The 15,552-nt window shown below is 55.2% G+C and carries 10 protein-coding genes; 7 read left to right on the plus strand and 3 right to left on the minus strand.

Translation table 11 applies throughout. From position 1 onward, the window contains the following. The first annotated feature begins 156 nt into the window (after positions 1-156). A complete protein-coding gene (locus AC0QHF_RS09495; RefSeq protein ID WP_324703965.1) occupies positions 157-402 on the plus strand; it encodes a ChaB family protein in 246 nt (81 codons plus the stop codon). Positions 403-520: 118 nt separating this feature from the next. Here AC0QHF_RS09495 and AC0QHF_RS09500 read toward each other — a convergent pair whose 3' ends face one another. Further along, the gene (locus AC0QHF_RS09500) at positions 521-2,020 is read right to left on the minus strand and encodes a pyruvate kinase (RefSeq protein ID WP_324703966.1); all 1,500 of its coding nucleotides are present in this window, start codon (positions 2,018-2,020) and stop codon (positions 521-523) included. A gap of 261 nt (positions 2,021-2,281) precedes the next feature. On the opposite strand from AC0QHF_RS09500, the gene glgP reads away from it, so the two are divergent. From glgP to AC0QHF_RS09515, 3 genes are all read left to right on the plus strand, one after another. Next, positions 2,282-4,522, plus strand: coding sequence for an alpha-glucan family phosphorylase (gene glgP / locus AC0QHF_RS09505; RefSeq protein ID WP_324703967.1), 2,241 nt, complete (start codon positions 2,282-2,284; stop codon positions 4,520-4,522). A gap of 78 nt (positions 4,523-4,600) precedes the next feature. After that, on the plus strand, positions 4,601-7,378 hold the full coding sequence (locus AC0QHF_RS09510) for a UPF0182 family membrane protein (protein ID WP_324703968.1): 2,778 nt from the start codon (positions 4,601-4,603) through the stop codon (positions 7,376-7,378). Positions 7,379-7,867: 489 nt separating this feature from the next. Beyond that, complete coding sequence (locus tag AC0QHF_RS09515; RefSeq protein ID WP_324703969.1) at positions 7,868-10,348, plus strand: phosphoketolase family protein; 2,481 nt, start codon at positions 7,868-7,870, stop codon at positions 10,346-10,348. A 92-nt stretch (positions 10,349-10,440) separates the two neighbouring features. On the opposite strand, the gene gvpU is transcribed toward AC0QHF_RS09515, so the two are convergent. Next, positions 10,441-10,899, minus strand: a complete 459-nt coding sequence (gene gvpU / locus AC0QHF_RS09520; RefSeq protein WP_324703970.1) for a gas vesicle accessory protein GvpU — start codon at positions 10,897-10,899, stop codon at positions 10,441-10,443. Positions 10,900-11,241: 342 nt separating this feature from the next. Between gvpU and AC0QHF_RS09525 the strand changes: the two genes are divergently transcribed. The 3 genes from AC0QHF_RS09525 to AC0QHF_RS09535 are packed head-to-tail and all read left to right on the plus strand — an operon-like array spanning position 11,242 to position 14,149. Then, positions 11,242-12,306 carry an SH3 domain-containing protein gene (locus tag AC0QHF_RS09525; protein WP_324703971.1) on the plus strand — a complete coding sequence of 355 codons (1,065 nt, stop codon included), beginning with the start codon at positions 11,242-11,244 and terminating at the stop codon, positions 12,304-12,306. A gap of 41 nt (positions 12,307-12,347) precedes the next feature. Further along, on the plus strand, positions 12,348-12,959 hold the full coding sequence (locus AC0QHF_RS09530; protein ID WP_324703972.1) for an HPF/RaiA family ribosome-associated protein: 612 nt from the start codon (positions 12,348-12,350) through the stop codon (positions 12,957-12,959). A gap of 32 nt (positions 12,960-12,991) precedes the next feature. Beyond that, positions 12,992-14,149 (plus strand): baeRF7 domain-containing protein, encoded by a 1,158-nt coding sequence (locus AC0QHF_RS09535; RefSeq protein ID WP_324703973.1) that lies wholly within the window; start codon positions 12,992-12,994, stop codon positions 14,147-14,149. A 116-nt stretch (positions 14,150-14,265) separates the two neighbouring features. On the opposite strand, the gene AC0QHF_RS09540 is transcribed toward AC0QHF_RS09535, so the two are convergent. Next, positions 14,266-15,264, minus strand: a complete 999-nt coding sequence (locus AC0QHF_RS09540) for an L-lactate dehydrogenase (protein ID WP_324703974.1) — start codon at positions 15,262-15,264, stop codon at positions 14,266-14,268. Positions 15,265-15,552 lie beyond the last annotated feature (288 nt).

A 15,552-nucleotide genomic window follows, 5' to 3' on the forward strand; every position in this document is an offset into this window, starting at 1 on the left:
AACGGCTTTTCTATAAGGGTTTGAAAATTTCTGACCCCATTTCAACTGTAACCACGTGAGCGCTCGTTGCTATAACTTCGGATAGATGACGGGTATCGAAAATATGTGCTTAATTGGAGGGAGAGAAAATTTGATAAAAAAGGAGGCTAAAATAAGATGCCTTACGAAACTATCCAAGAACTGCCGGAAGAACTGAAGCAACAGTTGCCCCAAGGCGCCCAGCAAATTTTCCGGGCGGCGTTCAACAGCGCCTACTCCGACGGCATCAGCGAAGATGGAGCCCGTCAGATCGCCTGGAATTCTCTCAAAAGCCAGTATCACGAAGGTGAAGACGGCAAATGGTACGTCAACCCCGAGGGCGGCGCGGGAAACAGCCAAACTGGAACCATGCCTGCCAGCTAAATCCGAAACACGGTTGGTACTATAATTTTTTCTCCTAAGTCAATAGGCCGGTTTCTCAAATCGAAACCGGTTTTTTTTGGGCTTTAAGCGCCCCAGCGCAACAACGGGTTTGGGGCTTTTAAATTGATGCCAATTCACTCCAGGAATTGAGGGCTCGCAGTTGGGGGGTTTTCTTCATCTGATGTTCCTGCATCCGGGTCAAAACGTCGTCCAAAATACTCACCGCCTCCGGGATGAACGGACCCTTATTCAACATCACGCAGTCGGCCCGCTGCGCCATCGCCGCGTCGGTGATTTCCGATCGCGACGGAACCCCCTGTTTCGCCAACTTTTCCAACACCTGGGTCGCCCAAATTACCGGGACGTGGGCGGCTTCGCACATCCACATGATTTCCTCCTGCATTTCCGCCATCCGCTGGTAGCCGATTTGCACCGCCAGATCCCCCCGGGCGATCATGACGCCGAAGGGTTGGTTGCCGGCCGCCTGGACGATCAGATCCGGGAGGTTTTTGATGGCGGCGTGGGTTTCGATTTTGGCGATAATTCCGATGGGACACTCGGCCGATCGCCGCTTTTTCAACTCGTCCTGCAGTCGTCGCAAATCCGCCACTTCCTGGACGAAAGAGTGCCCCACCAAGTCGGCGTGTTCGGCGATAAAATCCAAATTTCGGAAATCTTTTTCCGTCAGAGAATCGTAGTAATATTCCGTGTCGGGAAAATTGATGCCCTTGTCTTCTTTTAGTTTCTCCCCCTTTTTGGGGCGGGCTTTGATCACCTTCAAAAATATCCCTTCCGGCGCTATTTTCTCCACCCGAGTCCCCAACTTGCCGTCGTCGATCCACACCGTCTGGTCCACCTGAAGTTGGTCTAAAATTTCGGGGATGGTGCACCGGGCCTGGAATTCCAGATCCGATCGCGGTTCAGGTTTGTCCCGGGTCATCAACAGACGATCGCCCATGTGCAACCGCCGCTGTTTCGGGTCCGGGGCGATCGTGTCCGCCGTCCGGGCCTGGATGCCGCCGAGATCCATCAGCAGTTGGCAGGGTTGCCCCGTCTCCGCCACCCCCCGCCGCAGGTGCTCGACCATTTTTTCCCACGCCTCGGGGCCGTCGTGGGCGCAGTTGATCCGCACGCAGTTGGTCCCCCGGTTGAGGATTTCCCGGAAAAATTCGTAATTTTCCGCCGCGTCGGAGGGCAGCGTCACCATGATCCGCACCCAGCGATCGTGATTCGACGCGCCGAGTAACTTTTCGGTGTGGTGCCGCAGCAGGTGTTCCCCCTCGAAGAACGTGTCGGCGGAGGGGTGGGAGGGCAAGTTGCCGTCATCGACCCCGCAAATGGCCCCCAGGGAGGCGATCGTGGCGTCCAAATTCGGCAGCACCCGGGACTCGCAGCGGCCCAGGGACGACAAACCCAGGGGCATCAAATCCCGCTGCATCCCTCGCAAATCGTGCTGTCGGAAAATAATGTAGTTCGCCAAATTCTGTCCGCTAATTTGAAACGCCCGCCGCGAGATGTTGGGTTCCCATTTTTGATACAGTTTCTCGCCATCTTCGCAGACGGATTCGCGCAATTCTAATAACGTATCGAGTAGGTTTTTATAGTCGGATTGAGTCACGACACATCGACTCCCATTGTCTTTTTATCTTGTTTTATCACGGGAGTCGCCCGGTATTTTACACCGATAGATAGATTTTTTAAAATTGGGCGCAAGCCCCGCGCCCCCACCGGCTTTCAATTCCAAACTCTACCATTGGGGGGATGTAATTTTTTGATCCTCGCCTCTAGGCTAAAGGTAAATTTTGGATATCCGCAGCCTTGCAACCCCCCGGAATCGGCGGGCACTCCAGAACCTTTGCAGCAATTTTAATGCGGGAAAATGACGGAACCCCAACACTCGGTAAAAGCGCAACTGCGATCGCAACTTCCCCCGGCTTTAAATATTTTGGTCGATCTGGCATTTAACTTTTGGTGGAGTTGGTCGTCCGAGGCGACCTCCCTGTTTCGGGATATCGACGCCCAACTGTGGGACCGCTGCGGTCAAAATCCGGTCAAATTTTTGCTGGAACTCCCCGAAACCCAACTGATGCAGGTCGCCACCGACCCGACGTTCCGGGAGCGATCGCGCCAAGTCGGAGAACAATTTCAGCACTACATGAACGCCGGGGAAACCTGGGCGAAAGAAGGCTTCCCCGACCTCACCCCGGACGAACCCATCGCCTATTTTTGCATCGAATTCGGATTGCATCCCTGCCTGAAAACCTACGCGGGAGGCCTGGGAATTTTGGCCGCAGACCAACTCAAATCCGCCTCCGATTTGGGCATCCCGATGGTGGGGGTGGGCTTGATCTACCACCACGGCTATTTTGAACAGCATTTCAACTCCGAAGGCTGGCAGGAAGAAGTATTTCCGGACCGAAACTTTTCCGAACTGCCGCTAGAATTGGTGCGAGACGGCGACGGAAATCCCCTCACCGTCGAAGTCAGAATCCGCCGTCGCCCGGTTAACGCCCAGGTTTGGCGGGTGCGGGTGGGCCGGCTGAATTTGTATTTGTTGGATAGCGATCGCGACGACAACGATCCCCTCGATCGCACCCTCACCAACACCCTCTACGGCGGCGACGACAACACCCGCATCGGCCAGGAAATTCTCCTCGGCATCGGCGGCGTCCGCCTTTTGGAAGCCCTCAATTTGCACCCCTCCATCTACCACTTCAACGAGGGACACTCGGCCTTCGCCGCCCTGGAATTGCTGCGGCGGCGGATGGCAAAAACCGGCGAATCCGTCGAGGAGGCCCAAACCGCCGTCCGGAAACAGTGCGTTTTCACCACCCACACCCCCGTCATGGCCGGCCACGACACCTTCTCCCCCGACTTCATCGACGATTTCTTCTGCCACTACTGGCCCGACTTGCAACTGTCCCGGGATGCGTTCCTGGATCTGGGGGCGAGGAAACCGGGGGACCCCTGGGACCCCTTCAACATGACCGTTCTGGCCCTGCGGATGTCCCGGATCGCCAACGGCGTCAGCCAACTCAACGGCCAAGTCAGCCGCCGGATGTGGTCGGTCCTTTACCCCGATCGCGACGTGGAGGACGTCCCCATCACCGCCATCACCAACGGCGTCCACACCCCCACCTGGATCTCGCCGCTGATGGCCTCCCTGTACGCCCGCCACCTCTGCGAAAATTGGGCGCAGCGGGCTTGCGAACTGGAAATGTGGGGGGGGATAGACCGCATCCCCGAGGGCGATTTGTGGCAGCGTCACCGCCTGCTGAAGCGACAATTGGTCATCTACACCCGCAACCGCCTCAAACAGGCCCGCCGCGATCGCGGGGAAGATCCGAAATACATCGAAGCCTGCGATCGCATCCTCGACCCCGACGCCCTCACCGTCGGCTTCGCCCGCCGGTTCAGCCCCTACAAGCGCGGCGATCTGATTTTGCAAGATCCCGAACGGGCGTTTAATATTTTCCGCGATCGCGATCGGCCCGTGCAAATTATTTTCGCCGGAAAAGCCCACCCCGCCAACGACGAAAGCAAACGCATCATGCAGCGGCTGATCGAGTGGAGTCACGACGAGGACATCTGGTCCCGGGTGGTTTTTCTGGAAGATTACGACATCCTCACCGCCAAGATGTTAGTTTGGGGGGTAGATCTGTGGCTGAACACCCCCCGCCGTCCCCTGGAGGCCTCCGGCACCAGCGGCCAGAAAGTCGCCCTCAACGGCGGACTCAACTGCAGCATCCGGGACGGGTGGTGGAACGAAGCCTACCGGGCGGACTCCGAGGGTCGCGGCCTCAACGGGTGGGCGATCGGCGATCGCACGTTTGCCGATACCGACGACCACAATCCCTCCCCCGAAGACCGGGAAGAACAGGATCGCCGGGACGCCGAACACCTCTACCATCTCTTAGAAAACGAGATCGTCCCCCAATTCTACGATCGCGACGGGGACCACCTCCCCCGCAGGTGGATCGACATGATGAAAGCCTCGATCAAAACCGTCGGACCCCAATTCAACACCGATCGCATGGTGAAAGAATACGTCACCCGACTGTATTTCCCCGATGTCGCCTCGGAGTTTGCCGAACCCGCCCTCACCAGCAGCGCCCGATGATGGGTGTAGGGTGTAGGGTGTAGGGTGTAGGGTGTAGGGAGGGGGGAACGTCCACAGATTGCAGCGCACCACCATAATATGAAACTTCGAGATCGAATTATTATCGCCGTCGTCCTGATCGCCCTCCTGGGCTTCACGTTGTCGGGGACGTTGGTTCACTTGTTAACCGAGGCGTGGTGGTTCGATGCGGTGGATTTCGCCTCGGTGTTTTGGACCCGCATCACCTGGCAGATTTTATTGTGGGTGGGGGGATTCGTTTTGTACGCCGCCTTTTTGGGGGGAAATTACGCGATCGCCCAACACTTCACCCGCCACCGCCGCTTCGAGTTTTTGGAGGGGACGGAATTTGAACCCTACAGCCGCGGCCTGGTGCGGGTCGTCGCCGTCTTTCTGATTTTCACGATATCCCTCGGCGCCGCCACCGTCGCCTACGACTCCTGGGAAGTTTTTCTCAAATATTTGAATCAGTCCCAATTCGCGATCGCCGACCCGATTTATAACCAAGATGTCGGGTTTTATATCTTCCAACTCCCCCTCTATGAAACCCTCCAGGACTGGCTGTTGAGTCTGTTTGTCTGGGGACTGGCGATCGCCGTCGCCATCTATTTATTAAAAGGACAATTTCGCGGCCGCTACGACTGGAAACACTTTTTCACCGGACAAGCCAAAACCCACATCAGTATTTTAATGGCCGCGATCGCCGTCACGGTCGCGATCGGCTTTTTACTCGACCGCTACGAACTGCTTTTAAATGCCGATGGAGTCGTATTCGGCGCCGGATACACCGACGTCCACGCCCGCATTTTCGCCGACTGGGTGATGGCCGGACTCTCCATCGTTTTGGCCGGTTCCTTCATCTTTTCCATCTGGCAAAATAGCCTCACCTTCCCCATCGTCGGCCTCGGCATTTACCTCGTCGCCCTGGTTTTACTCACCAGCGTCTATCCCAGTTTTCAACAAAAAATCGTCGTCGAACCCAACGAACTGGAAAAAGAACGGCCCTACATTGCCCACAACATCGAATTTACCCAAAAAGCCTACGACCTCCCCAACGTGGAACGGCGCGATTTTCCAGCCGCAAGCGACATCGATCGCCAGACCCTCGACGACAACGAAACCACCATCCGCAACATCCGCCTGTGGGACTACCGGCCCCTGCTGAGTACCTACCGCCAACTCCAAGAAATCCGCCTCTACTACCGTTTCAACGATGTCGATATCGATCGCTACACCCTCGATGGAAATTACAGGCAGGTGATGCTTTCCCCCCGAGAATTGGTCTACGAACAGGTACCCGCCGAAGCCCAAACTTGGGTCAACCAGCGATTAAAATATACCCACGGTTACGGGTTAGTGATGAGTCCCGTCAACCAAATCACCCCCGACGGTTTGCCGGAATTCTTCATCCGCGACATTCCCCCGGTTTCCACCGTCGATCTCGAAATCGAAGAACCCGCCATCTACTACGGCGAACGGACGAATACTTATATCTTCACCAACACCGACACCCCCGAATTCGACTATCCCCGCAGCAACGAAAACGCCTTCACATTCTACGAGGGAGACGGCGGCGTGTCCGTTGGTTCTCTGGGGCGGCGGCTGGCCTACGCCTACGATCGCGCCGATCTCAACCTGTTAATTTCCGGCTATTTTAACGAGAATTCCAAAATCCTCTACCACCGAAACATCCGCGATCGCGTCGCCCGCGTGGCCCCGTTTTTGCGGCTGGACAACGACCCCTACATGACGGTTATCGGCGGCCAACAATATTGGATCGTCGATGCTTATACGGTGAGCGATCGCTATCCCTACTCCAAACCCCTGCTGCAAAGTAACAACGTCGGGGCGATTTTGGAAGGCGGAAATATCGAGGCGATCGTCCGCGGCAACGCCAACTACATCCGCAATTCCGTCAAAGTCGTCGTCGATGCCTTCAACGGCGACATGAGATTTTTCGTGATGGACGAAACCGATCCCGTCCTCGAAACCTACCGCAAAATTTTCCCCTCTTTATTTATCCCCAAAGACGAGATCCCCGCCGATGTCAAAGATCACTTCCGCTATCCTTTAGATCTGTTCACCATCCAGGCCCAAATTTACCTCGCCTACCACATGAGCGATCCGCAAAACTTCTACAACCAGGAGGACTTGTGGCGGTTCCCGACGGAGGCTTACGAGGGCAATCAACGCCTGATGGAACCCTACTATCTGATCATGGAACTGCCGGAAGAAGAAGGCGAAGAATTTGTCCTGATCTTGCCCTTCACCCCCGTCAACAAAGACAACATGATCGCCTGGATGGCGGCGCGATCGGACGGCGAAGATTACGGCCGATTATTATTGTACGAATTCCCCAAACAAAAAGTGATTTACGGCCCCAGCCAGATCGAAGCCCGAATCGACCAAAACCCCACCATTTCCCAACAGCTAACCCTGTGGAGTCAGGAGGGTTCAAGAGTGATCCGCGGCGATCTGCTCGTCATCCCCATCGAGGAGTCTTTATTATACGTCGAACCCGTCTACCTGCGGGCGGAACAGGGGGAACTCCCGGAACTCAAACGGGTGATCGTCGCCTACGATAAAGAAGTCGTGATGGCCGAAAACTTGGAGCGATCGCTCGCCCTCCTCTTCGGCGAACAGGCGGAAGAACAACAACCCGCACCCGCCGCCGTCACCCGACCCCAAATCCCCGAAAATATCGCCCAACTCACCAATTCCGTTTTGGAAAAATATCAGCAGGCCCAAGAAGCCCGGCGCCAAAACAACTGGACCGAATACGGCCGCTATATGCAGGAGTTCGAGCAACTCCTCAACCAACTCCGTCAAAGCCAGAATAATGGTAATGAGGAGGAATAGACCCGCTCGGGAATCAATTCCCAAGCTCACAGCAAAAATCCTCTAAAGAGGATTAACATCAAATCCGGTCAAATACTCAAAAATCGACCTCCCCCCTTACAAAGGGGGGCCGGGGGGGATGACGATCGCTCCTCCGTGTCCTGGAGTGCCTCTGTGGTTTTTGGAAATAATTCTTAACAAAAAAATCGACTTTTTTCAGCCGATCGCCTAGCTTTTTTGCAAAAATTCTGATATCATACTCTCATAATGGGAATAGTCGCGATTTTTTTATTGCAGTTACCACTCCCATCATGAAGGATGATGTTCCCATCATATCCGAAATCGCCGCCCCCTGTCAACCCCTTTTCGCCGCCGCGCATCAAAAAAAAACGAAATTTTCCATCCCACCCGAAACCGAAAAAATCTAACCAAAAACAGAGATAAAAATTTGCCGCACCTGATAAAAGTTGAGACAGAGATAAATGTCGGTATAACTTCAGGTAAAAAAATATGACTAAGACCCAGAATATAGAGACGGTGCGCCGCGGCGATCGCACCCAACTCTTCCGAGAAAAGCACCCCGGCGCCGATCGCTGGGCGGCGGGTTACGGGCAGATCGAACACACCCCCGAAACCCAAGAGCGGGTTTTTTGCATGGCGGAAATCCTCGCCGAACGGGGGATACCCGAAGATGAACTTTGGGAATTACTCTACGCCCTCGATCGCATCGCCAGCGCGGGGATGTGGCTGGTCGTGCACGAAACCTATGCCCAAAAAATCTATCGGGACGGGCGAGATCTCAAACCCGAAGACTTCAAAACCAAACCGGAAGGGCACACCGGCGGCTCATTAAATATGGTCCCCGCCTATTCCGGCTACATGGCGATCGACGCCATCACCCACATCACCCGAGGTTGGATGATGGGACAGGGACACTGCGTCGCCGCGATCGACTCCGTGAACCTATTATTAGATAACCTCAACCCCGTCCACGCCGATCGCTACGACCTCAGCGACGAAGGCCTCACCCGCTACGTCCGGGACTTCTACTCCTACAAACTCGACGAAGAAGGGCGGCAGGACTCCCCCCTCGGCAGTCACGTCAACCCCTACACCGCCGGGGGAATCGCCGAAGGCGGCTATCTGGGATTCGTCCAACTCGAATACGTCCACACCCCCCTCCCCGGCGAGCGGTTGGTGGTGTTCCTCAGCGACGGCGCCTTTGAAGAACAGCGCGGCAGCGACTGGGTGCCCCGGTGGTGGCGGAGTCAAGACTGCGGCTTGGTGGCGCCGATCATGATCAACAACGGACGCCGCATCGACCAGCGGAGCACGATGGCCCAAAAGGGCGGCACCGACTGGTTGATAGAACACCTGAAACTCAACAACTTCGATCCGATCGTGTTCGACGGAGGCGATCCGGCGGCCTTCGTCTGGGCGATCTTTGAAATCGAGAGTCGCCTGGAAGCCGGGGCCAAAGCGGTGGAACGGGGAGAGGCTAATTATCCCGTGCCCATCCCCTACGGCATCGCCGTGGCCCAAAAGGGGGCCGGGTTCTACAACGCCGGGGAAAACCTCGCCCACAACTTGCCGCTGGGAGGCAACCCCCGCAAGGATACCAAAGCCGCCCAGATTTTCAACGAGTGGAGTCGGAAGCTGTGGGTGCCGCCGGAGGAGCTCGACGCCGCGATCGCCCAATTCCAGAACCACGACCACAGCGATCGCCCCCTGGAACGGGACAACCCGATGGTGTGGCGGGACGTCAGCCTGCGGGAAGTGCCCGAACCCGACTTCCAACCGATCCCCGAAAACCGGATGGACCGGTCCGCCTGGACGACTTCCCAACCCATGAAAGCGGCGGATAAAATGTTCGTGGCGACGGTGCGGGCCAACCCCCACCTGCGCCCCCGGGTGGGCAACCCGGACGAGATGAAGTCCAACCGCCTGCAAACCACCCTCGACGCCCTGAAATTCCGCGTCACCGACCCGGAGGAGGGCATCCCCGAGGACATCCACGGCGCGGTCATAACGGCCCTCAACGAAGAAGCGATCGCCGCCGCGGCTTTGGCGAATAAAGGCGGCATCAACCTGATCGCCACTTACGAAGCCTTCGGGGCGAAAATGCACGGGGTGATGCGGCAGGAAATCATTTTCGCCAAACACCGCAAGGGCATCGGCCAACCCCGGGACTGGCTGTCCATTCCCCTAATTCTCACGTCTCACACCTGGGAAAACGGCAAAAACGAACAGTCCCACCAAGATCCGATGATGTCGGAGGCGATGCTCAACGAACCTTCGGACATCTCCCGGGTGCTGTTTCCGGCGGATTACAATAGCGTCGGGGTGCTGATGCAGAAACTCTACCAAACCCACGGCCAGTTTTGGTCTGTGGTGGTTTCCAAGCGGGGAATCGCCAATCTTTTCAGTCGGGAAGAGGCGGAACAATTGATCGAACAAGGGGCGATAAAGCTGGGCTGGGCCGGGTATCGGCAGGATTCGCCCCAGGTGATTTTGACGGCGATCGGCGCCTACGAGTTGCAGGAGGTTCTGAAGGCTTCGGCCCGCCTGACGGAACGGGAGATGCCCCATTCGGTGGTTTACATGGTGGAACCGGGGCGGTTCCGCATCCCCCGGGACGAGGGAGAGTTGGAGCACGCGGCCTCGGGAAATCTGGTGGCGGCGCTTTACCCGGAGTCCGTGCCCTCCCGGGTGTTCGTCACCCACACCCGCCCGGAACCGATGCTGGGGACTTTGCAACCCCTGCACACCGGTTTTAACCGCACGGCGGCTTTGGGATTTGTGAATGTCGGCGGGACCCTGAATGGCGAGGGGATGCTGTTCGTGAACCGGTGCAGTTGGGGCCACGTTCTGGCGGAGGCGGCGCGGGTGTGCGATCGCCCCCGGGAGGATTTTCTCACCACAGAAGAACGGGACGCTTTGGAAGGGAAAAGTTGTCCCCAGGGCGCGATCGGTTCCCCGGTGAGTATTTAGCGATCGGGAAGGAAGAATGGAAATCAATTAATCATCATTGTCCATTCTTCCCCACTCCCGACTCCCGACTCCCGACTCCCCACTTTAAATTATTATTTCTCGGAAAACGGCGTGGTTTGAAGTTGGTCCAAATCGTAGAGGATTTCGCCGAGGGAAAATCCGCCCACTTCGCTGATGCGGCCGCGCCATATCGCCTCCCGAGTGCTGGGCATTCCCCGGCCGTGGCTGGGGTACATCTTGGCATTTTTAAGGTGGATGAATTCGGGGAGGGGGAGTTTGACGGCTTCTTCTTCATGTCGCCTGACCTGATCCTGAAACTGAATGATTAATTCTTCCAGTATTTGCTTAATTTCGTGATGCTTGTCTCCCAATTTTATCAATTTCTTCAATTCTTTAAAATAAGCCTGCTGGCTGATAATGCGACCGGAAACAATCAGGCCATCGACATTGAGGGTTATGGCAATTTCCAAAGATGTTTTTTCGGGGATTGCGGCCAGAACTTGAAGGAGTTTATCTAAATGTTGGTTTTGAATTTTAGAACCTGAACTCATTGACGATTCGTTCTCCTATCGATGGGGTTTAAAAACAGCACTCGCTTAGATATCGTTGGGGAAAAATTTGGGATAACCGAGACAAGGTATCAAAATTATATACCTCGGGCCGGATGTTTGGAGAGATCGTGTCAGCAATCCCTCACCTGACCGGCATCCGGGAGGAATGCGATCGCACTCAATTCTCGGCGACATGACATTCGGAAACTTGTTCGTTCCATCTCCGCCCTCCCGAATATTTTACATCTAAAATTGAAAATATCCAACTTCTGATGGAGGAGATCGGAGGCAAAAATTGCCAGAATGAAATATAAGAAAAGCGATATAAAGGAAACTGTATTAATGATGATTTTCAAAAATAACTCGACTATTTTCCTAGGATTGGCGGCGGTCTATTCCCTGGCCGCCGGCTTCCTACCCGGACTGGCAAAAGCCGAAGAAAACGGGCGGTTTGCCCAGGCCGTCAACTGCCGGGAAGTAGACGTGAACACGGCTCTCAACGTCAGGGAAACCCCCGGCGGACGGGTAATCGGGAGACTCGAAGATGGGGAAAACGTCTATCTTTCTACAGACCCCGTAAATGGGTGGGTGGCGATCGGTTCCCCGATGGACGGATATGTTTCCACCGACTATTTGAACTATTGTACGGGGGCTATTTCTTCCCCCGCCCAACCGGTCGCCCAGGCGACACCGACGATCCCCGGCGACGCCGTTCCGTCCACCTCGTCCACGGTGCCGGGGAGCAACTGTCGGCAAATTATCACCCCCGATGTTACCATCCGCCAGGAGCCCGGAGGAGAGGCGATCGGGACTCTGGAGCAAAATCAAGAGGTTTACATCGCCAACGAGGGAAATCGAGGTTGGGTCCCCATCGAAAGCCCGGTGAGCGGGTACGTCAGCGCCACCAATTTGGGCTACTGCGACGGCGCGACGCCGGGGGACGAACAGAGCCGGCAACCCCTGCCACCGTCCGCCAGCAATCCGGGCGAATTTGTCTCCACCGTCCCGGAGGGCAACTGTCGAGAAACGAACACCTCCGGCGTGGCAATTTTCGATGAGCCCGACGGCGAAATCGTGGGGACTTTGGAAGCGGATCAAGCCGTTTATATTGCCAACGAAGGCCGCAACGGTTGGGTGCCGGTGGAAGTTCCCGTCAATGGTTATGTCAATGCAGATTATCTGACCTATTGCAGCGGCCCGCTGCCCAATATTCCGACTTCGAGTTGTCGGGAAGTGGACGTTTATTCGAGGCTGAACGTGCGGGAAGAACCCGGCGGCGAAACGATCGCCCAGTTGGAAGACGGACGGGCGGTTTCCATCCGCGATCGCGGCCAAAACGGCTGGGTGCCGATCGTCGCCCCCCTGCAGGGCTACGTCTCCGCAGAATATCTGGAATATTGTCCATAGAACCATTACAAAATATCCGATTTATACGAACAGGAGGAAGTATGAAAGTCCAAACAGACGTGACTTACCGTAACTTAGAAAAAACCGACGCGATCGAAAGTTTGGTCGCAGAAAAAATTGCCAAACTGGAAAAGTTTTGCGATTACATGAGTAGCTGCCGGGTGGCGGTGGAAAAAACCCACGATCGCCCCGACAGCGGCACCCCCTACCGGGTCAGAATCGACATGACCATCCCCCCCAGCCACGAGTTAGCGGTCGATCGCAGCCCCGACGTCGGCACCCAGTACACGCCGTTGGAAACGGTAATTCGGGAAGCCTTTGAAGCGGCCCGCCGCCAGGTTGTGGAGTTGGTCGAAAAGCAGCGGGGCGAGGTGAAAACCCACCCCCAACAGGAGATGATGGCGATCGTCACGAAACTCGAATCCGACCACGGTTTTATCAAATCTGTCGCTTCCGGGCGGGAAGTTTATTTCCACAAAAATAGCGTCATCAGCGACGATTTTGATCGCCTGGAAGTGGGGACTGGCGTTGCCTACGCCGACGAAATGGGCACGAACGGACCCCAGGCGACGACCGTTCAAATCGTGGACAAACCCGGCGCCCGGGCCGAAAAAACGGAAACCGAAGTCGAACAACCGATGGGTTGGAAATAATGACGATCCGCGATGTTATTGAGGAGAATTTTATGAACGCACCGACACTGTTATCTCACGCCGAACTGAAAACGTTGATGGAATGCGAAGATACCTGCGTTTCCATCTACTTACCCGTCCACAAAGCCGGCCCCCCGGTTCGTCAAGATCCGATCCGGTTTAAGAACTTGATTTCGGATGCGATCGGGCAACTGGAACGGCGGGGTTGGCGCCACAGCGACGCGGAAGACTTTCTCGCCCCCGCAATGGAACTGGACAAGCCGGAATTTTGGCGGCACCAAAACGAAGGGCTGGTGATTTTTGTCGCCCCGAACCTGTTCCGATACTACCGACTTCCCCTGTATTTTGAAGAGTTGGTTTCGGTGGGCGATCGCTTCCATGTCAAGCCCTTGATGCCGCTATTTACCCACAACGGACGGTTCTACATTTTGGCGTTAAGTCAGCATCAAATCAAGCTGTTTCAAGCCAGCCGTTATCAGAGCAACGAAGTCGATATCGGAGACACCCCCACCAGTTTGGAAGAAGCCCTCCAATACGACCAACCGGAAGAACAGGTGCAAATGCACACCGGCAACCCCAATCCCGCCGCCGGAAAATCCCTCATCTTTCACGGTCACGGGGTCGGGACGACGGCTGACAAGGGCGGAATTTGGCGATTTTTCCAAAAGGTCGATGCCGGAATTCGCAAGGCACTCGACGGAGAAAATGCGCCCCTGATTATGGCCGGGGTCGAATACCTGCTGCCCATCTATCGAGATGCGAATTCCTACCCCCATTTAATTGAAGAATGCGTCACCGTCAATTCGGAGATTCTGACCCCGAAAGAACTCCACGATAAAGCTTGGAATGTGATGTCGCAATACTTCAAAGTTGACCGGGAAAAAGCCACGAACCGCTACCACGAATTGGCGGGGAACGACGGTCAGGCTTCTCGAAATATGGAGGAAGTGATCAAAGCCGCTTATTATCAACGGGTGGATTCCCTGTTCGTGGCGACGGGCGAGAAACAGTGGGGACAGTTTAACCCCGAAAGCAATACCATCGAATTGCACCGGGAACCCGATCCCCACGATGTCGATCTGTTGGATTTCGCGGCGATTCAAACCTTCCTGAATGGCGGGACGGTCTACACCGACAAGCCGGAAAATCTGCCCGATCGCGCCCTTTTGGCGGCGACGTTCCGCTACTAAAATAAAAGATTATCCTCTTTTTTGAGGGTGGGGAAAGGGTGAAAATATTTCGTCCTTTTCCCGATGACAGCACTCCCCTGGCGATCGGAAGCGCTGAAGCGCAACAACATTTAGAATTACAGCTCCAATTTTTCGATGTTTTCTCGCATCACTTTGGCGGAGTTTTGTAGTTGTTTTTTCTCTGTATCACTCAGCGCTAAATTGAGCACCCGTGTCACCCCCTGGCGACTGACGACGGCGGGCAAACTCAGGCAAACATCCTCGATGTCATGCAAGCCCTCGATCAGGTGACTGACAGTGAAAATCCGGTGCTGATCTCGCAGGATCGCTTTGGCAATTTGAGTGACTCCCAAACCGATCGCGTAGTAAGTTGCCCCCTTGCGATCGATGATTTCGTAGGCGGCATTTTTCACCGCTTCAAAAACGGGCTCCAGGCGTTCCTTTTCATCTTCGGGGAGGTCGCCGGAATTTCCGTCGCATAAATTCATCCCCGCAATGTTGACTTTACTCCACACCGGAACCTCGCTGTCGCCGTGTTCGCCGATGATGTAGGCGTGGAGGCTGCGGGGGTCGATGTCCAATTTTTCAGCCAACAAAAACCGAAATCTGGCTGTATCCAAAACCGTCCCCGAACCCAAAACCCGGTGACTCGGAAGGCCGGATATTTTTAAGGTAACGTAGGTCATGATATCCACCGGATTGGTCACCACCAAGAAGATGGCGTTGGGGCAGTGTTTGACCGCCTCCGGAACGATACTTTTGAAGATTTTAGTATTGCGTTGCAGCAAATCTAAGCGCGTTTCTCCGGGTTTTTGTTTGGACCCGGCGGTGAGAATGACGAGATCCGGATCGTTTGCATCTTCCCAGGAACCCGCCCGAATGTCCGTGGGTTCCACGAAAGGCAGTCCGTGGTTGAGATCCATGACCTCGCCCTCGGCTTTTTTGCGATCGACATCCACCACCAACATTTCATCAAATACATTTTGAATCAGCATGGAGTAAGCGGAAGACATTCCCACTTGTCCCGCCCCCACGATGACACCCTTGAGGGGTTGGTAGGTTTGAGATTTGCCTTCGTCGATGTCCGTCGGAACTGAAAATAATTGTGGCAGCATCAGAAATTTTTTTGAAGTGATTGATTTTGCGTTTTCAGGTTATCTCCCGATCGCCCCCGCCATCATCCGCCAGCAGGCATAAGAATAAATTCTCAGACTCCCCATTCAATTTGATTCCTCTGCTCGCTTCTCAAATCACCCTTTCGGCTTAGGTATCGGAAATCGATTTATTTCAAAAGAAAGAGGGAAGTTCGGGACGTTCCATTTATGCTGTTGGGTGTGGGTGTGTGGCGATCGCGCGATAGCCACACCCCCTGGCTGGCGAGCGACTGTTGAATCCGGAGATCT

The organism is Lyngbya sp. CCY1209, assembly GCF_055795065.1.

Excerpts from the sequence above, each read along its gene's own strand:
- AC0QHF_RS09495 (WP_324703965.1), top strand. The coding sequence starts at position 157 with ATGCCTTACGAAACTATCCAAGAACTGCCGGAAGAACTGAAGCAACAG.
- glgP (WP_324703967.1), top strand. The coding sequence starts at position 2,282 with ATGACGGAACCCCAACACTCGGTAAAAGCGCAACTGCGATCGCAACTT.
- AC0QHF_RS09510 (WP_324703968.1), top strand. The coding sequence starts at position 4,601 with ATGAAACTTCGAGATCGAATTATTATCGCCGTCGTCCTGATCGCCCTC.
- AC0QHF_RS09515 (WP_324703969.1), top strand. The coding sequence starts at position 7,868 with ATGACTAAGACCCAGAATATAGAGACGGTGCGCCGCGGCGATCGCACC.
- gvpU (WP_324703970.1), bottom strand. The coding sequence starts at position 10,899 with ATGAGTTCAGGTTCTAAAATTCAAAACCAACATTTAGATAAACTCCTT.
- AC0QHF_RS09525 (WP_324703971.1), top strand. The coding sequence starts at position 11,242 with ATGATGATTTTCAAAAATAACTCGACTATTTTCCTAGGATTGGCGGCG.
- AC0QHF_RS09530 (WP_324703972.1), top strand. The coding sequence starts at position 12,348 with ATGAAAGTCCAAACAGACGTGACTTACCGTAACTTAGAAAAAACCGAC.
- AC0QHF_RS09535 (WP_324703973.1), top strand. The coding sequence starts at position 12,992 with ATGAACGCACCGACACTGTTATCTCACGCCGAACTGAAAACGTTGATG.
- AC0QHF_RS09540 (WP_324703974.1), bottom strand. The coding sequence starts at position 15,264 with ATGCTGCCACAATTATTTTCAGTTCCGACGGACATCGACGAAGGCAAA.